Genomic DNA, 23,123 nt, shown 5'->3' with positions numbered 1-23,123 from the left:
CGGTCACTCCGGCGTGGCGAACCAGATGACGTGCTTCGGACCCTTGCCGTTGCTGCGCGAGGAGACCTTCACTTCGTCCACCTTGAATCCGGCGCGTTCCAGGCGGCGGGTGAAGGCGGGGTCCGCACCGGCCGACCAGATCGCCAGCACGCCGTCCGGCGTCAGCGCATTGCGCGCCGCGCGCAGGCCGACCTTCGAATAGATCTGGTTGTTGTCCTCGCGCACGAGGCCGTCCGGGCCGTTGTCGACATCCAGCAGGATGGCGTCGTAAGCCGCGCGCGATCCGTCGATGATGTGGGCGACATCGCCCATCACCAGGTTAACGCGCGGATTGTCGAGGCAGCCCTGCGCCAGTTCGGCCATCGGTCCGCGTGCCCATTCGATGATCTCGGGCACGAGTTCGACGACGGTGAGCTTCGAATCCTCAGGCAGGGTACGCAGCGCCGCGCGCAGGGTGAAGCCCATGCCGTAGCCGCCGATCAGCATGTGCGGGCGCTTGGTCACGCCCTTGATGCGATCCCAGGCCATGGTGGCGAGCGCTTCCTCGCTGCCCCACTTGCGCGTGGACATCAGCTCGTTGTGGCCCAGCACGATCATGTAGTCCTGATCGTGCCTGTAGAGTTCGAGCTTCTCACCATCGGGGATCCACGCGGTGTCGATCAGTTCGCGCTTGATCATGCCGGCATGTCCGCACGAAGGTCGGGCGCGGTGGCTTCGACCTTGAGCAGGGCGATCGCCTCGTCGAGGGTCATGACCTTCTGGTGCTCGGCGCCGAGGGTACGCAGGGCGACGGTCTGTTCCTCCGCCTCGCGCTTGCCGACGACCAGCAAGTGCGGAACCTTCTTCAGCGAGTGCTCGCGCACCTTGTAGTTGATCTTCTCGTTGCGCACGTCGGTCTCGACGCGCACCCCGGCGGCCTTGAGCTTCTTCGTCACTTCCTGCGCATAGTCGTCGGCATCGGAAACGATCGTGGCGACCACGGCCTGGACCGGGGCGAGCCAGACCGGCAGCTTGCCGGCGAAGTGCTCGATCAGGATGCCGATGAAGCGCTCATAGGAACCGAAGATCGCGCGGTGCAGCATGACCGGGCGGTGGCGCGCGCCGTCCTCGCCGATGTAGCTGGCATCGAGACGTTCGGGCAACATGCGGTCGGACTGGATCGTGCCGACCTGCCAGGTACGGCCGATCGCATCGGTGAGGTGCCATTCCAGCTTGGGCGCATAGAACGCGCCTTCGCCCGGAAGTTCCTCCCAGCCATATTCCTCGGTGGCGAGGCCGGCGCGGATCACAGCGTCGCGCAGTTCGGCCTCGGCCTTGTCCCACTGCTCGTCGGTGCCGATGCGGTTGTCGGGGCGGAGCGCCAGCTTGATCGCGTACGTGAAGCCGAAGTCCTTGTAGACCCGGTCCGCCATCTCGCAGAAGGCCTGCACCTCGCCGACGATCTGGTCTTCGCGGCAGAAAATGTGGCCGTCGTCCTGCGTGAACTGGCGCACGCGCATCAGCCCGTGCAGCGCGCCGTGCGGCTCGTTGCGGTGGCAGCAGCCGTTCTCGACCAGGCGCAGCGGCAGATCGCGGTAGGACTTGATGCCCTGCTTGAAGATCAGGATGTGCGCGGGGCAGTTCATCGGCTTGAGCGCCATCCACTGGGCGTCGTCCGAGATGATCGGGCCGTTGTCCTCGGTGTTGGGCACTTCGTCGGGGATGACGAACATGTTCTCGCGGTACTTGCCCCAGTGGCCCGAGGCTTCCCACTGCCGCGCGTCCATGACCTGCGGCGTCTTCACTTCCTTGCAGTCCGCTTGGCTGATCGCGCGGCGCATGTAGTCTTCAAGGGCGCGATAGATCACGTAGCCCTTGGGGTGCCAGAACACCGAGCCGTGCGCTTCGGCCTGGAGGTGGAACAAGTCCATCTCATTGCCCAGCTTGCGGTGGTCGCGCTTGGCGGCTTCCTCAAGGCGCGTGAGGTGCGCGGCAAGCTGCTTTTTGTTCAGCCAGCCGGTGCCGTAGATGCGGCTGAGCATCGCGTTCTTCTGGTCGCCGCGCCAGTAGGCGCCGGAAACGCGCGTCAGCTTGAAAGCGGCCGGGTCCAGCTTGCCGGTGGAGGGCAGGTGCGGGCCGCGGCACATGTCCAGCCAGTCCTCGCCCGACCAGTAGACGGTCAGCGGCTCATCGCCCGGAAGTTCAGCGGCCCATTCGGCCTTGAAGTTCTCGCCCTGCTGCTTCCAGCGGCTGATCAGCGTCTCGCGGTCCCACACCTCGCGGCGCAGCGGCTTGTTGGCGGCGATGATCTTGCGCATTTCCGCCTCGATGGCGGGCAGGTCGTCGTCGGTGAACGGCCCGCGCTCCGGATTGGGCGCGAAGTCGTAGTAGAAGCCGTCGTCCGTCGAAGGGCCGAAAGTGATCTGCGTGCCGGGGAACAGCGCCTGCACCGCTTCGGCCAGGACGTGCGCGAAGTCGTGCCGGGCCAGGTCCAGCGCCTCTTCCTCGTCACGGCTGGTGACGAGCGCGAGATTGGCGTCGCCCTTGAAGGGCAGGCTCAGGTCGACCAGCTCGCCATCGATCTTCGCGGCCAGCGCGGCCTTGGCAAGGCCGGGGCCGATGGCGGCGGCGACGTCGGCCGGGGTGGAGCCTTCGGGCATTTCGCGAACCGAACCGTCGGGCAGGCTGATCTTGAACATCTCGGACATGGACGAACTCATCTCTCGTTTGCCCCATGCCATACCAGAGCATGCGGGCGGAAAACCTTTGGGGCGCCATGGCACAGGCGCGCCGCCGGGTGAAGGTGCGGCGTCAGCAGGATCGGCGCTATTTTCGGGAGAGTGACGCCGCTCGCCCGAACGCCGGGCGACGGTGGCTGCGCCTTCAGGCCGCGACCAACCGTCCCCGGAAGCACCGGGTGGTAGTAGTCGTGGTCAAGGTGCGCAGCTGCGTCATCGCCCGAGCATGTAGCAATTCCCGCGCGAAAAGTCACCCCGCCAGAGCGACGGAGACGATGTAAAGGCTCCTTGACTAAATGCAGTCGTCATGACAATGGTCCTTTACACATGGTCATGTACCCTTGACCTAGAAACTGAGAAAGGAACTCCAGATGGCAGGCACACAGCAGGCGCGTCGCCGCTACATGATGCGCTTCTTGCCGATCACTCTGGCCTATGTGGCCGGGATCGCGCTGGCGACGGCGCTGATTCCCGATCATGCACCGGCCGACGTGCGGACTATCTCGCTCTCCATCCTGCCAGGCCTTGCCGTGATCGGGTGGCTCTGGGCGATGGGCCGCCTGCTCGTCGAACTGGAAGACGAATATCTGCGCATGCTGGAAGTCCGCAAGTTTCTGGTCGCCACCGGCTTGACCCTGGCGGCGACGAGCATGTGGGGCATTCTCGAACTCTATTCGCCGGAAGTTCCCCGGTTTCCCGTGTTCTTCGTAATGCCGCTATGGTGTCTGGGGCTGGCGGTTGGAGCTCTGTTCAATCGCCTGACGTTCGGAAGCATGAAGGCCGGGGCGGATCACTCTTGAAGAACCGACTCAAGGTCCTGCGCGCCGAGCGTAGCTGGAGCCAGCAAGACCTCGCCGATCGCCTGGAGGTGAGCCGTCAGAGCGTAAACGCCATCGAAACCGGCAAGTACGACCCCTCGCTGCCACTGGCATTTCGCATTGCCGAGGTCTTTGCTATGAGGATCGAGGAAATATTCCTGAAGGGGTGAGCGATGTCGGGTCGAATTGGCGGGATAGGCTTGTGGATGGCGGCGGCGCTTGCGCTCGCCATCGGCCTGATCCTGCTCGATGCGCGCACCTCCAGCCATCGCAAGGTCGAAAGCGCCGAGGCCACGCCTGGAACCGTGATCGTGCGCGTGATCGGGCCGGCGCTGCTCTGACCTGCTCCTGATCTGGCCGGCTGCCGATCCCTCAGTGGATCGTCGGCTTGCGCCGCGCCCAGGCCAGGCGCTCCACCCCGGTTGCCACAAGCCAGCCCACGGTCATGCAGATGAAGGGCATGACCGGATAATGGAAGCGTGACTGCCCGGAAAACAGCAGGCAGATCAGCGTCGGATAGAGCGCCACGCCGTAAGGCAGCAGCCACCATCCCGCCCAGCGCGTCCTTTCGCGCAGGCGGCGCAAGGTCATCACCGCGAAAGCCGCGGCGAACCCGATCATCAGCAGTGCGTAGTAGCCCTGGTTGGCATAGCGGACCGCGCGGTAGAATGCCTCGAAGCGGGGATAGTTCGGTGCGCCGCCCTGATAGGCCCATTCCGCCTCTCCGTCCGGCAGCCAGAGGCGCATGAGCTTCCTGGGCGCCAGAGCGGCGAACTTGCCGGGATTCTCGCGGATCCACGCGAGACCCATGCGTGCGGCCTCCTTGTCGCTGGCCACCTCGTCGAGGTCGGTCCGGGCCATGAACCGCTGCACGACCGGGGCGTTCGGGGTGAAATCGCCGGTGGCGCTGTCATGGTTGCCGGTCAGCAGGGTGTAGCCGCCATTGGTGGAGACGGCGACCCAGTGGCCGAGCCGGGCGTGGTTGCGCGCCGTCCACGGCGCCACCACCAGTGCCGCGACGGCGATGACGATCAAGCCCTCCACCAGCAGGCCGGGAAGCCGGCGCCACATGCCGCGCGCGCGCAGCCAGTCGATGGCGAAGATCAGAGGCACCACCACCAGCGTCTGCGCTTTCACCAGGGTCGCGAAACCGAAGATCAGTCCCGCGCCGATCAGTTGCCAGCGGTTGGTGCGCGCCATCACCGCCCAGCAGCCCGCGAGCAGCAGCATGGTGTAGAACACTTCGGTCAGCGCGAGCGGGACGTAGGCGATGGCATTGGGATAGACCGCCAGCAGCAGCAGGCCGCCGCGCGCCGCCGCCTCGTTGCCGAAGATGTGGCGGCCCAGCGCCAGCGTCAGCAACCCGGTCAGCATCGAGGCGCCCAGGTTGAACAGTCCCAGCGAGACTTGCGAAATGCCGAACTGGTGGAACATCACGGAAAGCGCCAGCGGCAGGCCGGGGGGCCAGAACGCGGTCGGCAGGCCCTTGTCCATGTAGCCCTGCCCGGCGGCGAGACCCGCGGCGCGCGCAAAGTAGGACGCGGCGTCGGATGTGGGCGTCACGTCGATCAGCAGCACCGCCACGCGCAGCGCGAAATAGAGCGCCCAGATCGCCAGCAGCACCGACCGTTCGGTGGCGAACCATTCGAGGCGCAGGGCGAGCCGGCTGGGGCGGGTCGGAAAGTCGAGAATCTGCGCGGACATTCTTGGACGACTTCCTGTTTCCGGCGCTCGGGCCGCGACCTGGTGCAGATGCCTTCAGGGCATCTTCCGATCGGTGCCAGTCCGCCAAATTCGCCCTCGGCAAATTCCAGATGGCCTCTTAAGCCGCGATCGGTGTGGGCCGCAACCGGAACTCTGCCGATATCCGGGCCTTGTCCTCGCTGCCGCGCGACCCCAGATGGGCGGCCATGACCGAGACACGTTATCTGGAGCTGCCCGACGGGCGCCGTATCGCCCACCGTTTCACCCCCGGCACCGGCCCCACGATCGTGTTCCTGCCCGGCTACATGTCGGACATGGCGGGCAGCAAGGCCACGGCCCTGTTCGAGATGGCCCAGGCCAGCGGCCGCCCCTGCCTGCTGCTCGACTATTCCGGCTGCGGCGACAGTCCGGGCGATTTCGCCGAAGGCACGCTCTCCCGCTGGCGGGACGAGGTCCTTGCCGTGATAGCCGCGGCCGCGCTGGAACAGGTGGTGCTGGTGGGCTCGTCCATGGGCGGCTGGCTCATGCTGATGGTGGCAGAGGCGCTGGCCGGCATGGTACGCGGCCTGATCGGCGTGGCGGCCGCGCCGGACTTCACCGACTGGGGCATCGCCCAGATGGACAAGAACATTCTGGCGGATGGCGAAACGCTCTGGGAAGACAATCCTTACGGTCCCGAACCCACCCCCACTCACCCCGGTTTCTGGGCGGACGGCCAGGCCAACCTCATGCTCGGCAAGGAAATCGCCTTCGACGGCCCGGTTCGCCTGCTGCACGGCCAGCGCGACGCCGAGGTGCCCTGGGACGTTTCGGTGAAACTGGCCGAGCGCCTGCGTTCAGCCGACGTGCAGGTCGCGCTGATCAAGGACGGTGACCACCGCCTCTCGCGCGAGTCCGACATCCACCTGCTTCTCCGCACGGTTGCCGAACTGGTCCTCGCCCGCGATCCGGCGGCTTGATCCTGCCCTGATCCTGCTAGGACCGTCTTTCCATGCCCATCCTTCTTCCCCTCATGCTGATGCAATCCACCCTCGACGCGGGGGGCATTTCCAGCCCTTACGCCTCGGCGCTCCCGCGTGAGATCGTCGAGAAGAAGGAGGACGAGGAACGCAAGCGCCGCACCGAATCGGCGCAGTTCGCAGGGCCCCTGCCGCTCCGGGCCGAGAACGGCTGCCTGCTGGCGGTGGAGGCCGATCCCGAGCGCTCGGCCGAAGTGGCGCGCAAGGCGCTTTCCAGCGCCCAGGGCCGCGAGCGCGTGCGTGCGGGGCTGTGCCTGGGCGTGGCGCTGGCCGATCTCGACCGCTGGGCGGAGGCGCGCACGGTCTTCGTCCAGGCCCGCGATGCCGCCGATCCCGGCGACCATCTCAGCCGCGCCCGGCTGGGCGCCATGGCGGGCAATGCCGCCCTGGCCGACGGCAAGGCAGGCGAGGCGCTGACCCTGCTGGCGCCCGCCGCCGTGGAGGCCAAGACCGCCAGCGACGGCTCGCTCGGCGCGTCCATCGCGCTCGACCGCGCCCGCGCACTCGTCTCGCTGGGCCAGAACGAGGAAGCCGGGCGGGCGCTTGCCGATGCCCGCACCGCCGATCCCGACAATGCGCAGGCCTGGCTGCTCTCCGCCACGCTTGCGCGCCGCCAGAAGCAGTTGATCGAGGCACAGACCCAGATCGAGAAGGCTGCGCAGCTCGCCCCGCAGGATGCGGAGATCGGGCTGGAAGCGGGCGTGATCGCCGTGCTCGGCGGGCGCGACGATGCCGCGCGGCGCAGCTGGAACTCCGTGGTCACGATGAGTCCTGAAAGCCCGTCCGCCGCCACCGCCAAGGAATATCTCGCCCAGCTTGGGCCGGAAGGAACATCGAAGCCATGACGCCACTCTCCGTCCTCGATCTCGTCTCCGTGCGCGAAGGCGGCACTGTCGCCGAAGCGCTCGCCATTTCCGCCCGCACCGCGCAGGCCGCCGAAAAGGCCGGTTATTCGCGCTACTGGGTGGCGGAACACCACGGCATGGACGGGATCGCGGGCGGAGCCACGTCGGTCGTGCTCGCGCATATCGGCGCGGCCACCTCCACGATCCGCATCGGCGCGGGCGGCATCATGCTGCCCAATCACACGCCCTACATCATCGCCGAGCAGTTCGGCACGCTGGCTGCGCTGTTCCCCGGCCGCGTCGACCTTGGCCTCGGCCGCGCGGCGGGTGCGGACGGGCGGCTCGCCAATGCCCTGCGCAAGGACATCCACGGCGCGTCCGAACGGTTCCCGCAGGATGTCGTGGAACTCCAGGCCCGCTTCGCCGGACAGGCGGTGGGCGGCGTTTCCTCGCCCCAGGCCGACGGCGCGGACGTGCAGATGTGGATCCTCGGCTCCAGCCTGTTCGGTGCCCAACTCGCGGCCATGCTCGGCCTGCCCTATGCTTTCGCCTCGCACTTCGCGCCGGCCATGCTCGACGAGGCCGCCCGGATCTACCGCGAGCGCTTCGAGCCCGGCAAAGTGCTGGACAAGCCGCACTTCATGGCCGGCATCAATGTCGTCGCCGCCGATACCGACGAGGAGGCGCGCTATCTTGCCTCCTCCACGGACCAGAGCTTCGTCGCCCTGCGCACCGGGTCGCCCGGCCGCCTGCCGCCGCCGATCCGCGATTATCGCGAAGGGTTGCCGGGTGCGGCCAAGGCCATGCTGGAGCAAGTGCGCTCGGTCAGCGCGGTGGGCACCCCGGCGCGGGTGCGGGACGAGATCAGGGCCTTCGTGGAGCGCACCCAGGCGGACGAGCTGATCGTTTCCGGCGCGATCTTCGATCCCGATGCCCAGATCCGTTCGCTGGAACTGACGATGGGTGCCTTCGAGGAAGCTCGGGCCTGAGGGCTGTCCTTCGAAATCGCGATATCGTCTTCCACGGCAATTCAATTTCGTGCCGGGGCATTGACCCGGAGGCAAAATTGCTGGAACCCAACCGGCCATGAGCAAGGCAGACGTCGTTATCGTGGGAGCCGGGCACGGCGGTGCGCAATGCGCGATCGCCCTTCGCCAGAACGGTTTCGAGGGGACCATCACCGTCATCGGCCGCGAGCCGGAGCATCCTTACGAGCGGCCGCCGCTCTCCAAGGAATACTTCGCGCGGGAGAAGACCTTCGACCGTCTCTACATCCGCCCGCCGACGTTCTGGGCCGAGAAGGAGATCACCTTCAAGCTCGGCACCGAAGTGACCAAAGTCGATCCGGCGGCGCAGGAACTCGCGCTCTCGGACGGTGAGACTTACGGTTACGGCAAGCTGGTCTGGGCGACGGGCGGCGATCCGCGCCGGCTGTCGTGCTCGGGCGCGGATCTGGCCGGGGTCCATGCCGTGCGCACCCGCGAGGATTGCGACACGCTGATGGCCGAAATCGATGCTGGCACGAAGAACGTGGTCGTGATCGGCGGCGGCTACATCGGCCTCGAAGCGGCGGCAGTGCTCTCGAAGATGGGCCTCAAGGTCACGCTGCTGGAAGCGTTGCCGCGGGTGCTGGCGCGCGTGGCCGGGGAGCCGCTCTCGGAATTCTACCAAGGCGAGCACCGGACGCACGGCGTCGACCTGCGCACGGGCGTCGCGGTCGATTGCCTGGTGGGCGATGGCCACAAGGTCACCGGCGTGCAGCTTGCCGGCGGCGAAGTCCTGGGTGCCGAGGCGGTGATCGTGGGCATCGGCATCGTCCCGGCGGTCGGGCCGCTGATCCTGGCCGGCGCGGCCGGAGCCAACGGCGTGGACGTGGACGAATATTGCCGCACCTCGCTGCCGGACATCTATGCCATCGGCGACTGCGCGGCTTTCGCCTGCGACTTCGCGGGCGGCACGGTGATGCGCGTGGAATCGGTGCAGAACGCCAACGACATGGCGACGTGCGTGGCCAAGGCGATCTGCGGCGATGCCAAGCCCTACAAGGCGTTTCCGTGGTTCTGGTCCAACCAGTACGACTTGCGGCTGCAGACGGCGGGGATCAACCTGGGCTTCGACCAGACCGTGATCCGCGGCAATCCCGAGGACCGCAGCTTCTCGGTGATCTACCTCAAGGAAGGCAAGGTCCTGGCGCTCGACTGCGTGAACGCGGTGAAGGACTACGTCCAGGGCCGCAAGCTGGTGGAAGCGGGCGCCAAACCCGATCTCGCGGCGCTGGCCGACAAGGAAAAGCCGCTCAAGGAACTGCTGTAACCGCCGGACCATCCTCCTCGCCGGGCGGCGGGGAGGTGCCGAGGCGAACGGCGGCCCATTGCGCGGCTTCGGCGATGGCGGGGTCTGGGTCGTCCAGCAGGGGCCGCACTTGCGCCATCAGCGCGGTGCTCCCGCTGTTTCCCGCCGCATAGAGACAATTGCGCACGAAGCGGTCGCGGCCGATGCGCTTGATCGGGGAGCCGGAGAACAGCTGGCGGAACCCTGCATCGTCCAGCGTCAGCAGGTCGGCCAGCTCGGGCGCGGTCAGTTCCGCGCGGGGCAGGAAGGCTTTCAGGCGGCTGGCGGTCTCTGCGAACTTGTTCCACGGGCAGACCGCCAGGCAATCGTCGCAGCCATAGATGCGATTGCCCAGCCCCACACGGAATTCTTCCGGGATCGGGCCTTTGTGCTCGATGGTGAGGTAGCTGACGCAGCGCCGGGCATCGAGGCGGTAGGGCGCCGGAAAGGCCTGGGTCGGGCAGACGTCCTGGCAAGCCCGGCACGAACCGCAGCGATCGCGACCCTCCGCGGACAGCGGCAGGTCCAGCGTGGTGTAGATCTCGCCCAGGAAGAGCCAGGATCCATGCTCGCGGCTGACGAGATTGGTGTGCTTGCCCTGCCAGCCCAGCCCGGCGGCGGCGGCCAGCGGCTTTTCCATGACCGGCGCGGTATCGGTGAAGACTTTCACGCCCGCCGGACCCAGCCCGCGCCGGTCGGCTTCCGAAACCAGCCAGCGCGCCAGGTTCTTGAGCGCCTTCTTGACCCAGTCGTGATAGTCCGCGCCTTGCGCATAGACCGAGATGCGGCCGATTTCCGGCACTTCGGCCAACTGCAGCGGATCGCTTGCGGGGGCATAGCTCATGCCCAGCGCGATCACCCGCCGCGCCTCGGGCCAGAGCCCTTGCGGCGAGCGGCGGTGATGGGCGCGCTCGGCCATCCATCCCATCGAACCTTCCATGCCCTCCGCCAGCCAGGACTCCAGCCGCGCCGCCCGGTCCGCATCCTCTTCGGCCGAGGCTATGCCGAAGGCGCAGAATCCCAGCTCGCGGGCTTGCGCCTCGAGATCGCGGGTCAGGACATTCAGCGCATCGTTAACCAAGCTTGCGGACTCTTCGGCTCATAGGCAGGCCTTGGAAACGGCCAGCGGGTGCCTTGAATGAACGTCGCAGTAGGAGATTGGTCCTTGGCCAGCAACTCGGAAGCACTTTCCCCGGCGTCTTCCCCCATGCCCTCCCTCGCCATCGAGGCACAGGGGCTGGTGAAGCGTTTCGACGGATTCGCTGCCGTCGACGGTGTCGATCTCCGGGTGCCGATGGGGGCCGTCTACGGCATTCTGGGGCCCAATGGCGCCGGCAAGACCACGACCCTGCGCATGCTGCTCGGCATCATCGATCCCGATGCCGGCATCCGCAGGATTCTGGGCTCCGAGCGCCCGCACGACGTTGCCCACGCCATTGGCTACCTGCCCGAGGAACGCGGCCTCTATCCCGCGATGAAAGCCACCGAGGCCATCGCTTTCCTTGGCGCCTTGCGCGGGCTGCCGCTGCGGGAAGGGCGGCGGCGCGCGCACGAACTGCTCGAACGCCACGGCCTCGGCCATGCCGCGGACCGGCAGATTCGGCAGCTCTCCAAGGGCATGGCGCAGCAAGTGCAGATCCTGGGCACGCTGGTTCACCAGCCGCGCCTGGTGATTCTGGACGAGCCGTTTTCGGGTCTCGACGCGCTGAACCAAGGCAAGCTGGAGCGCATGATCCGCCAGCTGGCCGAAGGCGGGACGACGGTGATCTTCTCCACCCACGTCATCGCCCATGCCGAGCGGCTCTGCGACGACGTGGCGATCATCGCCGGCGGCAAGGTGCCCTTTGCCGGCCCGGTGGACGTGGCCCGCGATCGCATCCCCCAGCAGGTCCGCCTCGAAACGCGCGCGCAGGACGGCTTGTGGAGAGCGGCCCTGCCGGCCGATGCCCGGCGCGAGGGGGCGGTGTGGCACTTCTCGCTGCCGGAAGGCGGTGTGGAGCCCTTGCTGCGCGCCCTGATCGAAGGCGATGCGGGCATTCTCTCGCTGTCGATCGAGCGGGCGGGTCTGCACGATGCTTTCGTCGCCATTGCCGGAGAGGCCGCCGCGCGCGACCTTGCGGCCAGCCCCGGACTGGAGGACGGGCGATGAGGCAGGGTTCCGGCCGTCTTTCCGTCCTCGCTGCCGCCTGGGTCGTTGCCCGGCGCGACTTCACGGCGATCCTGTTCAGCCGCAGCTTCTTCTTCTTCCTGTTGGGGCCGCTGTTCCCCGCCGTCATCGCAGTGCTGGCGGGCAGCCTGGGATCGCGCGTGGATGCCAGCCAGGAACGCCCGGTGCTGGGCGTGGTCATGCAGGCAGCGGACGCAGCGGCGCTCGAGCGCGCCCGCGCCCAGCTTGCGCCCGCGCTTGGTGACGACCTGCCCAGGCTGGTGGTGCTCCGCAGGCTGGCCCCAGGCGAACGCTACGACGCCCGCCAGGCATTGTCCTCGCACAAGGCCAGCGCTGCCGCGATTCTGACGGGGACGCCGGCCGCGCCGGTCCTGACCGGTCCGGAGGGCCTGATCCAGGCCTGGGGCGGGCCGGTGGCGATGCTCTCCGCCCAGGTTCATTCGGGAGCGGCGCTGAGCTATCCGGCCGTGGCGCTCCAGCCGGTCGTGCGCAGCAGTGCGGCCGAACGCAAGGGGCGCTTCGCCACGGCGCAAGGGGCGCAGACCCTGCTGTTCCTGCTGACGATGATGCTGGCAGGCATGGTCCTGTCCAACCTCGTGGAGGAAAAGGGCAACAAGATCATAGAAGTGCTGGCGGCGGCCGTGCCGATGGACGCGGTGTTCCTGGGCAAGCTCTTTGCCATGCTCGGGGTTTCGCTGGTAGGCATCGCAACCTGGGCGGCGGCGGGCGGCCTGCTCTGGCTCGGGGGAGGGATATCGCCGGAAAGACTGCCCGATCCGGCCGTCGGCTGGCCGCTGCTGATCGGCCTGGGCGTGATCTACTTCGCTATGGCCTATCTGCTGCTCGGCTCGGTCTTCCTGGCTATCGGCTCCATGGCGACGACCGTGCGCGAAGTGCAGACCCTGTCCATGCCGGTGACCATGGCGCAGCTCATGGTATTCTTCTTCGCCAGTTTCGCGATGACCCAGCCGGGCAGCGCGGTGGAGATCGCCGCGGTGCTCGTGCCCTTCAGCTCGCCTTTCGCGATGCTCGCGCGCGCGGCACGGGATCCCGCGCTGCTGCCGCATATCCTGGCCATCGGCTGGCAGGTGCTCTGGGTGGCACTGCTGGTGCGCGGCGGCGCGCGGCTGTTCCGGTCGCGGGTGATGAAGTCCGGGCCGGGCGGCCGGGCGAAGCCTCGTCGGATCCGGCTGCGCGGCTTCGGCCGCTGACGGCCGGCCTCGAAAGCAATCCTGGTACGGACGGCGGGACTCGAACCCGCACGATCAAGGATCAAGGGATTTTAAGTCCCCTGCGTCTACCATTCCGCCACGTCCGCACGATGATCGGTGCGCGCGATCTGGCAGATCGCGCGCGGCGGGGCAACCGCGATGAACGCGTTATGCCGTCCGGTTCACCACTTTACTCGACGTTGAGACGGGCCCGCATTTCCTTGCCGGGCTTGAAATAGGGCACGCGCTTTTCCGGCACGTCCACGCTCTCGCCGGTGCGCGGGTTGCGGCCGGTGCGGCCTTCGCGGTGGCGGGTGGAGAAAGCACCGAAACCGCGCAGTTCCACGCGGCCGCCGTCAGCCAGGCGCTGGGCGATCTCGTCGAAGAACGTGTCCACGGCGCGCTCGACATCCTCTGCGCGCAGCTCGGGGTTCTCCTTGGCCATAGCAAGCAGCAGTTCGGATCTGATCATCGCGTGCTTCCCTTTCAAAATGCCCTTCGGAAAATTCCCGAGGTCACTGCGAATCATAATATTTCGCGTGACTTGGTTCCGTCATCTCAAGAAAATGCCATTCCGGTGGTTTTCGCGCAATGGCTCACCGGAGGTAGGGAAAACCCGTCGGTTCCCGCCTGCCAGGCCGCCCTTTTGCGTGTCCTCACCCCATTTACATGCCCGATTTGGCCGCTAACGTTCCCGCTTTCAAGCTTGCGAGACAAGCTTTTCGGGCGACAGGACAAAAGAAGGGCGCATGAAAGAAATAGCAACCTGGAACGAGGGAGACTGGATTGCCGCGATCGGCGCCATTCTCCTGTTTGCCGTGCTGGCCATCGGCGGCGTCATCGCCACGCGCAAGAGCGACGAATTCGTCGGCCATCCTCGCGGTCTGTTCGTGCTGTTCTATGCCGAAATGTGGGAGCGTTTCTCCTACTACGGCATGCGCGCCCTGCTGATCCTGTACCTGACCAAGTTCTGGCTGTTCAATGACGGCAGCGCCAACCTGATCTACGGCGCCTATACCAGCCTGGTCTATATCACCCCGGTGCTCGGCGGCTATCTGGCGGACCGCTACCTCGGCCAGCGCAAGGCCGTGCTGTTCGGCGGCATCGTCCTGGCCGTGGGTCACCTGTTCATGGCCTATGAGGGCATGCACGGCGTCGCCGATCCGGCGGTGAAGCAGGCGGACCCGGCCATCAACGTGTTCTGGCTGGCGCTGGCGCTGATCATCGTCGGCTCCGGCTTCCTCAAGGCGAACATCTCGGTGATCGTCGGCCAGCTCTACAAGATGACCGATTCCCGCCGCGATTCGGCCTATACGATCTTCTACATGGGCGTGAACACGGGCGCCGCCCTGGGTACGATCCTGGTCGGCTACCTGGGCGAGACGATCGGCTGGTCCTGGGGCTTCGGCCTCGCCGGCATCGGCATGCTGCTCGGCCTGCTGATCTTCGTGGCCGGCCGTCCCGCCTTGAAGGGCCGGGGCGAACCGCCCAGGCCGCTGGCGAAGAAGGGCGAACTGACGCTTTACGGCATCGGCCTCGGTTCGGTCGCGGTGATCTGGACCCTGATCCAATATGTCAGCGTGATCCAGTCGCTGCTGGTGGTCTCCGGCATCGCCATGCTGGGCTACACCCTGTACGAGGCGTTCAAGCTGCCCAAGGAACCGCGCGAGCGCATCTTCGCGATCCTGTTCCTGATCGCGCTCAACCCGATCTTCTGGGGCCTGTTCGAGCAGGCCGGCGGTTCGCTGAGCCTCTATACCGACAAGTTCGTGGACCGCGGCGGCGTGCCGACCAGCCTGTTCCAGTCGATCAACCCGATATACATCGTGCTGTTCGGCCCGATCTTCGCGGCGCTCTGGCAGTTTCTCGGCCGCAAGGGCCTGGAGCCTTCGGCTCCGGCCAAGTTCGGCCTGGCGCTGATCCAGGTCGGCCTCGGCTTCCTGGTCTTCGTCTGGGGCGCGAACAGCGGCGATCCGGCGGCAATGACCTCGGTGCTCTTCGTGTTCCTGATCTATGCGCTGCACACCACCGGCGAGCTGTGCCTTTCGCCCGTGGGCCTGTCCGCGATGACCCGCCTCTCGCCGCTGCACCTCGGCAGCTTCATCATGGGCGCGTGGTTCTACATGACCGCCGTGGGCAACTTCGTGGCCGGCAAGATCGGCGAGGCCACCGGCGGCGAAAGCGGCGTGATGAACAAGGAAGTCACGCTGGGGATCTATTCCACGATCGGCTGGACCACGATCGGCGTTGCCGTGGTGGTCCTGGCGCTCTCGCCGCTGGTGCGGCGCTGGATGCACATCGACACGCTGGAGGATCGCGCGATCGACCGTGATCTCGCAGGCCAGAGCGAAATGGGGCTGGAGGCTCAGGAAGCCGGGTTTCACCCGGTAACCAAGCCGCACTGACCATCGACCGGCCCGGGAAACCCAGCGTTTCCCGGGCCGGATCTTATTTGAACAGGGGAAATCGACATGAGGGTATCGCCGGCATTGCGGCGCTGGTCGTCCACGCTCGTTCTGGGCGCGGCACTGGCGCTGGGCGCTACGGGCGCCGATGCGAAGAAGCAGGACAAGAAGGCGGCGCCGATCGTCGCCGATCCTTATCCCTCCACTTACAAGTCCTATCCGGGCACGCCCACCGCGCTGGTGGGCGCCACTGTCTATGACGGCCGCGGCGGCCGGATCGACAACGGCATCGTGCTTTTCAGGGACGGGAAGCTCCAGGCCGTCGGCGGCGCCGACATGCCGATCCCGGAAGGCTATGCCCGCATCGACGGTACCGGCAAGTTCGTGACTCCCGGTGTGATCGACATCCACTCGCACCTCGGCGTCTATCCTTCGCCCGGCGTCGAAGCGCTGGCGGACGGGAACGAGATGACCAGCCCCACCACGCCCGATGTCTGGGCCGAGCATTCGGTCTGGCCGCAGGATCCCGGCTTCACCCGCGCGCTTGCCAACGGCGGCGTCACCAGCCTTCAGATCCTGCCCGGTTCGGGCAACCTGATCGGCGGCCGCGCGGTGACGCTGAAAAACGTGCCCAGCATCACCGTGCAGGGCATGAAGTTCCCCGGCGCGCCCTATTCGCTGAAGATGGCCTGCGGTGAGAATCCCAAGCGCGTCTATGGCGAGAAGGGCCAGAAGCCCTCGACGCGGATGGGCAACTTCTCGGTCGACCGCCAGGCCTGGATCGACGCGCGCCAGTACATGGACGGCGACCATTCCGAACGCGACCTGGGCAACGACACGCTGGAAGGCGTGCTCAAGGGCGAGATCCTGGTCCAGAACCACTGCTACCGCGCGGACGAGATGGCGCAGGTGATCGATATGTCCAAGGAGATGGGCTACAAGGTCACCGCCTTCCACCACGCGGTGGAAGCCTACAAGATCGCCGATCTCCTGCGGGAGAACGACATCTGCGTGGCCGTCTGGGCCGACTGGTACGGCTTCAAGATGGAAGCCTACGACGGCATTCCCGAAAATGCCGCGCTGCTCGCCAATGCGGGGACCTGCGTGGTGATCCACTCGGACGACGAGAACGGTATCCAGCGCCTCAACCAGGAAGCCGCCAAGGCCCAGGCCGACGGCCGCCGCATCGGCATCGACATTCCCGATGCCAAGGTCATCGGCTGGTTCACTTACAATGCCGCCAAGACCATGGGCATCGGCGAGAGGACCGGCAGCCTGGAAGCGGGCAAGATGGCCGACGTGGTGCTGTGGAACGGCAATCCGCTCTCGGTCTATTCGCGGCCCGAGAAAGTGTGGATCGACGGCGCCCTGATGTTCGACGCCCTCGATGCCCGGCGACGCCCGGTCAGCGATTTCGAACTGGGGCAGCCCGGCGAAGGAGACGTGAAATGAGCCGCCGCGCCACCATTCTTGCTGCCCTGACGGCAGCCGCCCTTCCCGCCCTGCTTCCCGGCCTGGCCGCGGCGCAGGATTTCGCGATCACCAATGCCACCGTCGGCACGGGTGATGGCAGCGCGCCGATCGAGCACGGCACCGTCGTCGTGCGGGCCGGCAGGGTGGTTGCCGCGGGCGCCGGCGTTGCCGTTCCCGCCGGGATGCAGAGCGTCGACGGTACCGGCAAGTGGGTGACGCCGGGCCTGTTCTCGGCCGTCACCGATCTTGGGCTCTGGGACGTGGAAGGCGTGCCCAACAGCAACGATACCGAGGCCGACAAGTCGCCGTTCAACGCCGCGCTCGACGTGACTCCCGCGATCAATCCCGCCAGCGAGCACATCGCCGTGAGCCGCGAAGGCGGCGTCACCCGCGCCAGCGTCGCGCCGGTCAACGGCGATTCTATCTTCGCCGGGCAGGGGGCGCTGATCGATCTTCGCGCCGGCTCCGATGCGGTGAACCTGCCGCGCGCCTTCCAGTTCGTGCAATTGGGCGAGGCGGGGGCCAAGCTCGCCGGGGGCAGCCGCGTCGCGGCCCATGTCGCCCTGCGCAGCGCCTTGCGGGAGGCACGCGAACTGGCGGCCGCACCCACGGCCGCGCGCAGCAGCGATGCCCTGCTGACCCGCGCGGACGCGGCGGCGCTGGCCCCGGTGATCGACGGCCGCCAGCCGCTCTATGTCGGGGTCGAACGGGCCGCCGACATCCGCAGCGTGCTGGCGCTCAAGAGCGAGTTTCCCAAGCTGAATCTCGTCCTGGTGGGGGCGACCGAAGGCTGGCTTGTGGCGAGCCAGATCGCGGCGGCCAAAGTGCCGGTGATCGCGATGCCGCTGCGGGACCTTCCCGCCAGCTTCGAAAGCCTTGCGGCGACCCAGTCGAACGTCGGGCGCATGAAGAAGGCCGGCGTCAAAGTCGGCATCGGCATGTTCGCGGGCAGCAACCAGCCCCGCTATGCGCCGCAGCAGGCCGGCAACCTCGTGGCCCTGAACAAGCTGCCGGGCGCGGCGGGACTGACCTGGGGCGAGGCCCTGGCCGCGATCACCTCGGTTCCGGCCGAGATCAGCGGCATGGGCGGCAAGGAAGGCGTGCTGGCGCCGGGCGCCGTGGGCGACGTCGTGATCTGGGACGGCGATCCGCTCGAACTCTCCTCGGCCCCGGTCGAAGTCTATATCGACGGGATCAAGCAGCCGCTCGACAACCACCAGAGCCGCCTGAAGCAGCGCTACAAGAGCCTGGACCGGACTTATCTGCCCAAGGCTTACGACTGGTAAGGAAAACGAGGGCCTGGGGATGATCCCCGGGCCCTCGAAAATACTCGGTAGCAGGTGATGGCCCGAAGCGATCCAGAGGCGCGCAAGGCTGCCCGCGAAGGCTTCACCCGGATTTCACGAGCCCGTTGATGACGGAAAAGGGCGCGACGTCACCAGGGACGTGCCCGGCACCCCAGGCACGCCTCGATCTTACGCGCTTTACGCGCGGGCTTCGTTCACGCCGGCGCTGTTGTAGCGCAGCGCCTTGAGCACGGCGTCGACGATCTGCGGCGCATTGAGGCCGGCTTCGTCGTACTGCGTCTCGGGCTTGTCGTGGTCCTGGAACACGTCCGGCAGGCGCATGGTGCGGATCTTGAGGCCCGCGTCGGTAAGGCCCTCGTCGCTGGCCATGGTGAGCACATGGGCGCCGAGACCGCCGATGGCGCCTTCCTCCACGGTGACGACCACATCGTGGCTGAGCATCAGCTTGCGAATCAGGTCGGTGTCCAGCGGCTTGGCGAACCGCAAGTCTGCCACGGTGGTGGAAAGACCCTTGGCGTCCAGCAAGTCCGCGGCCTTGAGCGCTTCGCCCAGGCGCGTGCCCAGCGAGAGCAAGGCGACCTTGCTGCCTTCGCGGACCACGCGGCCCTTGCCGATTTCGAGAAGCTGCGGCGTTTCCGGCAGGGCCAGACCCACGCCATTGCCGCGCGGATAGCGGAAGGCGATCGGGCCCTTGTCATACTGCGCGGCGGTGTGGACCATGTGGACCAGCTCCACCTCGTCGGCCGCGGCCATGACCACCATGTTAGGCAGGGTGGCCAGATAGGTCACGTCGAACGAACCGGCGTGAGTCGCACCGTCCGCACCGACCAGTCCGGCGCGATCGATGGCGAAGCGCACGGGCAGGTTCTGGATCGCCACGTCGTGGACCACCTGGTCGAACGCGCGCTGGAGGAAGGTGGAATAGATCGCGCAGAACGGGCGCATGCCCTGCGCCGCCAGGCCGGCCGCGAAAGTCACCGCGTGCTGTTCGGCAATGCCGACGTCGAAGCTGCGGTTCGGGAATTGCTGCGCGAACTTGTCGAGCCCCGTGCCCGAGGGCATGGCGGCGGTGATGGCGCAGATGCGGTCGTCCTGTTCCGCCTCGGCGACCAGCGCCTTGGCGAAGACGCCGGTGTAGCTCGGCGGGCCGGCGGGGGCCTTGGCCTGCTCTCCGGTGACGACGTTGAACTTCTGCACGCCGTGATACTTGTCGGCCGCTTCCTCGGCGGGCGCGTAGCCCTTGCCTTTCTGCGTCACGACATGGACCAGGATCGGGCCCTCGGCGGCATCGCGCACGTTTTCCAGGACCGGAACCAGCGCATCGAGGTCGTGGCCGTCGATCGGGCCGACGTAATAGAAGCCCAGTTCCTCGAACAGGGTGCCGCCCATGGCCATGCCGCGGGCGAATTCGTCGGTCTTGCGGGCGGCGGCGTGGAGCGGGCGCGGCAGGCGGCGCGCGAACTTGCGGGCCAGGTCGCGCAGGCCGAGGAACCGGCCCGAGGAAACGAGCCGCGCGAGATAGGACGACAGCCCGCCAACCGGCGGCGCGATCGACATGTCGTTGTCGTTGAGGACGACGATCAGGCGGTTTCCGGCGTCTGCGGCGTTGTTCATCGCCTCGTAGGCCATGCCGGCGCTCATCGCGCCGTCGCCGATCACGGCAATGCCGCGGCCGGGCGTACCCTTGATCTTGTTGGCGACGGCAAAGCCGAGCGCGGCCGAGATCGAGGTGGAGCTATGGGCCGTGCCGAAGGGGTCGTATTCGCTTTCCGAACGCTTGGTGAAGCCGGAAAGTCCGCCGCCCTGGCGCAAGGTGCGGATGCGGTCGCGGCGGCCGGTGAGGATCTTGTGGGGATAGGCCTGGTGGCCCACGTCCCAGATCAGCCGGTCCACCGGCGTATCGAACACGTAGTGGATCGCCACCGTCAGTTCGACCACGCCCAGGCCCGAGCCCAGATGGCCGCCCGTCTGCCCGACGGCAGAGATCATCTCGGTGCGAAGTTCGTCGGCCAGTTGACGCAGGTCCGAAGGCTTGAGCTTGCGGAGATCGTCAGGCGTATCGACGGTGTCGAGGAGTGGCGTTGCCGGGTTGGCTGTCATGTTCTGCTTCTACACGCTACATGTTCTGGTGTCGAATTAAGCAGTGGGCAATATGCCGGAGCCGTCCGAAAGGACAGGAAAAACGTGGCACCTGTTGCTTTGCTGCGACTCTCCGAGCCATCGCCGGCAACTTCCGGCGCCGCTCGACCCCCGCCAGACATGCGAATCCTGCGGGAAGCCGGCCAGCGTCAGCGGCCGGTTCGCAGGCCCTGCCGACCTAGCTGCAGGTCGCGCAGGTTCCGCGCAGCTCGACCACCGGGCGCACCCCGGCGAAACCGGCCTGCCTGGCGGCGGCGATGAGGGCGCCGGTCAGCTTGTCGTCGTCGATATGGACGGCTTGGCCGCAGACATCGCAGATCAGGAAGATGCAGTCGTGCTGGCAGCCGGGATGGCTGTTGGCGAGGTAGGCGTTGGCGCTCTCGACCCGGCGGGCGAGGTTGGTACGCACGAAGAGGTCGAGAATGCGATAGACGCTGTTGGGCGCCACGCGCTTGCCGCGCAGGGCCGAGACGCTTTCGGCCAGGTCATAGGCTGAAGCCGGACGTTCGCGTTCCGCCAGAGCACCGAAGACATCGGCGCGCATCTCGGTCCACTGTTCGCCGGCATCGAGAAGGGCGGCGCGGGCAGCCTCTACAAGGCCTTCGCCGGAATGTTCGTGATGATGATGCGCATTAGCCATGCCGCCCATATGGGCATTGGCAGGGCTGCGTGCAATTGAAAGCTGGAGGGGCGCCCAGGACGGCGCCGGATCAGGCCGCGGGGTCCGATAGACCCCGGATCGACCTGCCTGGGTCAGTTTACTTGCGCAGCCGCTTCGGCGGGAGGCACGAGGCCGTTGCCGATCGAGTGAGTTCCGATGCCCATCACGCCCAGCACCAGCAGCGTACCACCGGCGAAGCCGAGGGCGAAGAAGCGGTAGAAGTCGGCCTTGAAGAGTCCCATGACGAAAATCAGCTCATATTGATGATGTACGATTGCGTGCCGCTCACTTGGAGCGAATCGCCTTGACGTCCAGTGAATGGCGACGAGCCGCGCCCCATTCTGCGATGAACCGTTGATCGCACGGGGTGGACGGGGGGAACCGTCACAATCTCGTCAAGGGATCGTGCGCGCGATCACTGCCGAAGCGACGGAGACCACAACCAGCCCGGCCACGGGCAGCGCGGCACAACCGAACGGCAGTGCCAGCGCGCCGATGACCTGGTGGGGCTTGCGGATGCGGCCGAGGCGCACGAGCACGGCCGCCGTGGCCAGCCCGATCAGGAAGGCGAGGGTGACCAGCGGTCCAAGCCACATCACCCACATATTCGCCTCCTGGATCGAATCTGGCCCTGAAATATCGAACCTCAGTGCTTGAAGTGGCGCATGCCGGTGAAGACCATGGCCAGGCCCGCCTCATCGGCAGCGGCGATGACTTCCTCGTCACGGATCGAGCCGCCCGGCTGGATCACCGCCGTTGCGCCCGCTTCGGCGGCGGCCAGCAGGCCGTCGGCGAAGGGGAAGAACGCGTCCGAAGCGACGGCAGAGCCGACGGTACGCGCCTGCGCCCAGCCGAACTTCTCGGCGGCTTCGGCGGCCTTCATCGCGGCGATGCGCGAGGAATCGCGACGGTTCATCTGGCCCGCGCCGATGCCGGCAGTGACGCCGTCCTTGGCATAGACGATCGCGTTCGACTTGACGTGGCGGGCCACGGTCCAGGCGAACAGGCAGTCCTTCAGTTCCTGCTCGGTCGGCGCGCGCTTGGTCACGACCTTCAGGTCGCTCACGCCGATGGCGCCGGCATCGCGGCCCTGCACCAGCAGGCCGCCGGTGATCGGCTTGACGGTCAGGCCGGGGCGGCGCGGATCGGGCAGGCCGCCGGTCAGCAGCAGGCGCAGGTTCTTCTTCTTGGCGAAGAAGGCGCGGGCTTCCTCGTCGGCGTCGGGGGCGACGACCACTTCGGTGAAGATCTGGCAGATCGCTTCGGCCGTCGGGCCGTCGAGCGTGGTGTTCACCGCAACGATGCCGCCGAAGGCCGAAACGTCGTCACAGGCCAGCGCGCCCTGCCAGGCTTCGAGCAGGCTGGAACCCTGCGCCACACCGCAAGGGTTGGCGTGCTTGACGATGATCACGGCCGGGTCCTGGCCCTTAAACTCGGCGGCGAGTTCGAAGGCGGCATCGGCGTCGTTGTAGTTGTTGTAGGACAGTTCCTTGCCCTGCACCTGTTCGCCCTGGGCCAGGCCCTTGGTGAAGGGGCCGACCGGCGTGTAGAGCGCGGCCTTCTGGTGCGGGTTCTCGCCATAGCGCAGCGTGGTGGCGAGGCGGCCGTTGACGCTCAGCATTTCGGGGAATTCGAGGCCCTGGTCCGCGAAGGCGAACCACTGCGAGATCATCGAATCGTAAGCGGCGGTCTGCGCGAAGGCGCGCGCGGCCAGCAGCTTTCGGAAGGCGAGGGTAGTGCCGCCGTCAGTGGTCTCCAGTTCGGAGATCAGGCCAGCATAGTCCTTGGGATCGGTGACGATGGCGACGAAGGCGTGGTTCTTCGCGGCCGAACGCACCATCGACGGGCCGCCGATGTCGATGTTCTCGATCACTTCGTCACGGTCGGCGCCCTTGGCGACGGTCGCTTCGAAGGGATAGAGGTTGACGACCACCAGGTCGATCGCGCCGATTTCGTGATCGGCCATGGCCTTGGCATGTTCCGGATTGTCGCGCACCGCCAGCAGGCCGCCGTGGACCTTGGGGTGCAGCGTCTTGACGCGGCCGTCCATCATCTCGGGGAAATCGGTGATTTCCGAGATGTCCTTCACCGCAAGGCCGGCATCGCGCAGCGCCTTGGCGGTGCCGCCGGTCGAAACCAGTTCCACGCCGCGGGCGGACAGTGCCTTGCCGAGATCGGCGAGGCCGGTCTTGTCGGAAACCGACAGCAATGCGCGGCGGATCTGGACGGTATCGGTCATGCGGATGGCCTCGTTCTGGAACTAGCGGAGAGGGATTTTCCGCGCCCTCTAGGTCGGCAGCGCCCGGGTCGCAAGAGGGGCCGCTAG

22 protein-coding genes and 1 tRNA gene are annotated in these 23,123 nt (G+C 66.9%); 12 read left to right on the top strand and 11 right to left on the bottom strand.

Translation table 11 applies throughout. The annotated features are described in order from the left end of the window. Nucleotides 1–3 precede the first annotated feature (3 nt). Together EDF57_RS24645 and thrS are read right to left on the bottom strand one after the other, a co-directional pair. On the bottom strand, nt 4–678 hold the full coding sequence (locus tag EDF57_RS24645) for a spermidine synthase (protein WP_134096289.1): 675 nt from the start codon (nt 676–678) through the stop codon (nt 4–6). Then, complete coding sequence (thrS, locus tag EDF57_RS24640; RefSeq protein WP_134096288.1) at nt 675–2,687, bottom strand: threonine--tRNA ligase; 2,013 nt, start codon at nt 2,685–2,687, stop codon at nt 675–677. Before thrS ends, EDF57_RS24645 begins: the two co-directional genes overlap by 4 nt. 401 nt (nt 2,688–3,088) lie before the next feature. Here thrS and EDF57_RS24635 point away from each other — a divergent pair, with 401 nt between their 5' ends. From EDF57_RS24635 to EDF57_RS25720, 3 genes are read left to right on the top strand one after another with little or no spacing between them, the layout of a single operon-like run. Beyond that, a complete protein-coding gene (locus EDF57_RS24635) occupies nt 3,089–3,517 on the top strand; it encodes a hypothetical protein (RefSeq protein WP_134096287.1) in 429 nt (142 codons plus the stop codon). Beyond that, nucleotides 3,514–3,705 carry a helix-turn-helix transcriptional regulator gene (locus EDF57_RS24630; protein ID WP_132269704.1) on the top strand — a complete coding sequence of 64 codons (192 nt, stop codon included), beginning with the start codon at nt 3,514–3,516 and terminating at the stop codon, nt 3,703–3,705. The genes EDF57_RS24635 and EDF57_RS24630 overlap by 4 nt, the downstream gene beginning before the upstream one ends. 3 nt (nt 3,706–3,708) lie before the next feature. Continuing rightward, nucleotides 3,709–3,876 carry a hypothetical protein gene (locus EDF57_RS25720; RefSeq protein WP_165921540.1) on the top strand — a complete coding sequence of 56 codons (168 nt, stop codon included), beginning with the start codon at nt 3,709–3,711 and terminating at the stop codon, nt 3,874–3,876. Nucleotides 3,877–3,907: 31 nt separating this feature from the next. Here the strand turns inward: EDF57_RS25720 and EDF57_RS24625 are convergent, their stop codons facing one another. Then, on the bottom strand, nt 3,908–5,239 hold the full coding sequence (locus tag EDF57_RS24625; protein ID WP_134096286.1) for a glycosyltransferase family 39 protein: 1,332 nt from the start codon (nt 5,237–5,239) through the stop codon (nt 3,908–3,910). A gap of 206 nt (nt 5,240–5,445) precedes the next feature. On the opposite strand from EDF57_RS24625, the gene EDF57_RS24620 reads away from it, so the two are divergent. The 4 genes from EDF57_RS24620 (at nt 5,446) to EDF57_RS24605 (ending at nt 9,416) form a co-directional block, all read left to right on the top strand. After that, nucleotides 5,446–6,198, top strand: coding sequence for an alpha/beta hydrolase (locus EDF57_RS24620; RefSeq protein WP_134096285.1), 753 nt, complete (start codon nt 5,446–5,448; stop codon nt 6,196–6,198). A gap of 32 nt (nt 6,199–6,230) precedes the next feature. Beyond that, nucleotides 6,231–7,103: a tetratricopeptide repeat protein gene (locus EDF57_RS24615; protein ID WP_134096284.1), complete on the top strand. Its 873-nt coding sequence runs from the start codon at nt 6,231–6,233 to the stop codon at nt 7,101–7,103. Then, entirely contained in the window at nt 7,100–8,092 is a 993-nt protein-coding gene (locus tag EDF57_RS24610) for an LLM class flavin-dependent oxidoreductase (protein WP_132269712.1), read from the top strand. The genes EDF57_RS24615 and EDF57_RS24610 overlap by 4 nt, the downstream gene beginning before the upstream one ends. 97 nt (nt 8,093–8,189) lie before the next feature. Further along, on the top strand, nt 8,190–9,416 hold the full coding sequence (locus tag EDF57_RS24605) for an FAD-dependent oxidoreductase (RefSeq protein ID WP_132269714.1): 1,227 nt from the start codon (nt 8,190–8,192) through the stop codon (nt 9,414–9,416). Here the strand turns inward: EDF57_RS24605 and queG are convergent. After that, the gene (queG, locus tag EDF57_RS24600) at nt 9,400–10,515 is read right to left on the bottom strand and encodes a tRNA epoxyqueuosine(34) reductase QueG (RefSeq protein ID WP_134096283.1); all 1,116 of its coding nucleotides are present in this window, start codon (nt 10,513–10,515) and stop codon (nt 9,400–9,402) included. The two genes, EDF57_RS24605 and queG, sit on opposite strands and share 17 nt — an antisense overlap. A gap of 126 nt (nt 10,516–10,641) precedes the next feature. Here queG and EDF57_RS24595 point away from each other — a divergent pair, with 126 nt between their 5' ends. Beyond that, complete coding sequence (locus tag EDF57_RS24595) at nt 10,642–11,583, top strand: ATP-binding cassette domain-containing protein (RefSeq protein ID WP_243841284.1); 942 nt, start codon at nt 10,642–10,644, stop codon at nt 11,581–11,583. Beyond that, entirely contained in the window at nt 11,580–12,812 is a 1,233-nt protein-coding gene (locus EDF57_RS24590; RefSeq protein ID WP_134096281.1) for an ABC transporter permease, read from the top strand. Before EDF57_RS24595 ends, EDF57_RS24590 begins: the two co-directional genes overlap by 4 nt. A 22-nt stretch (nt 12,813–12,834) precedes the next feature. Here the strand turns inward: EDF57_RS24590 and EDF57_RS24585 are convergent. Further along, nucleotides 12,835–12,919 (bottom strand) — tRNA-Leu (locus EDF57_RS24585). An 83-nt stretch (nt 12,920–13,002) separates the two neighbouring features. Then, a complete protein-coding gene (locus tag EDF57_RS24580) occupies nt 13,003–13,284 on the bottom strand; it encodes an integration host factor subunit beta (protein WP_132269721.1) in 282 nt (93 codons plus the stop codon). Nucleotides 13,285–13,561: 277 nt separating this feature from the next. Here EDF57_RS24580 and EDF57_RS24575 point away from each other — a divergent pair, with 277 nt between their 5' ends. The 3 genes from EDF57_RS24575 to EDF57_RS24565 all read left to right on the top strand — a co-directional run bounded on the left by EDF57_RS24575 (nt 13,562) and on the right by EDF57_RS24565 (nt 17,976). After that, nucleotides 13,562–15,217 (top strand): peptide MFS transporter, encoded by a 1,656-nt coding sequence (locus tag EDF57_RS24575; protein WP_134096280.1) that lies wholly within the window; start codon nt 13,562–13,564, stop codon nt 15,215–15,217. A 66-nt stretch (nt 15,218–15,283) separates the two neighbouring features. Then, complete coding sequence (locus EDF57_RS24570) at nt 15,284–16,669, top strand: amidohydrolase (RefSeq protein WP_134096279.1); 1,386 nt, start codon at nt 15,284–15,286, stop codon at nt 16,667–16,669. Next, nucleotides 16,666–17,976: an amidohydrolase family protein gene (locus EDF57_RS24565; RefSeq protein WP_134096278.1), complete on the top strand. Its 1,311-nt coding sequence runs from the start codon at nt 16,666–16,668 to the stop codon at nt 17,974–17,976. Before EDF57_RS24570 ends, EDF57_RS24565 begins: the two co-directional genes overlap by 4 nt. A 198-nt stretch (nt 17,977–18,174) precedes the next feature. Here the strand turns inward: EDF57_RS24565 and dxs are convergent, their stop codons facing one another. The 5 genes from dxs to purH all read right to left on the bottom strand — a co-directional run bounded on the left by dxs (nt 18,175) and on the right by purH (nt 23,036). Further along, nucleotides 18,175–20,097: a 1-deoxy-D-xylulose-5-phosphate synthase gene (dxs, locus tag EDF57_RS24560; RefSeq protein WP_134096277.1), complete on the bottom strand. Its 1,923-nt coding sequence runs from the start codon at nt 20,095–20,097 to the stop codon at nt 18,175–18,177. A 217-nt stretch (nt 20,098–20,314) separates the two neighbouring features. Beyond that, nucleotides 20,315–20,776 (bottom strand): transcriptional repressor, encoded by a 462-nt coding sequence (locus tag EDF57_RS24555; RefSeq protein ID WP_132269729.1) that lies wholly within the window; start codon nt 20,774–20,776, stop codon nt 20,315–20,317. A 113-nt stretch (nt 20,777–20,889) separates the two neighbouring features. Then, a complete protein-coding gene (locus EDF57_RS25715; protein ID WP_165921541.1) occupies nt 20,890–21,039 on the bottom strand; it encodes a hypothetical protein in 150 nt (49 codons plus the stop codon). Nucleotides 21,040–21,192: 153 nt separating this feature from the next. Beyond that, nucleotides 21,193–21,402, bottom strand: a complete 210-nt coding sequence (locus tag EDF57_RS24550; RefSeq protein WP_132269731.1) for a hypothetical protein — start codon at nt 21,400–21,402, stop codon at nt 21,193–21,195. A 41-nt stretch (nt 21,403–21,443) separates the two neighbouring features. Further along, nucleotides 21,444–23,036 carry a bifunctional phosphoribosylaminoimidazolecarboxamide formyltransferase/IMP cyclohydrolase gene (purH, locus tag EDF57_RS24545; protein WP_134096276.1) on the bottom strand — a complete coding sequence of 531 codons (1,593 nt, stop codon included), beginning with the start codon at nt 23,034–23,036 and terminating at the stop codon, nt 21,444–21,446. Between the last annotated feature and the right edge of the window lie 87 nt (nt 23,037–23,123).

Origin of the sequence: Novosphingobium sp. PhB55 (assembly GCF_004368805.1) — a bacterium.
Classification (GTDB): domain Bacteria; phylum Pseudomonadota; class Alphaproteobacteria; order Sphingomonadales; family Sphingomonadaceae; genus Novosphingobium.
The sequence above is the reverse complement of the archived record's forward strand: the minus strand, read 5'-3'. Positions and strand labels throughout refer to the sequence as shown.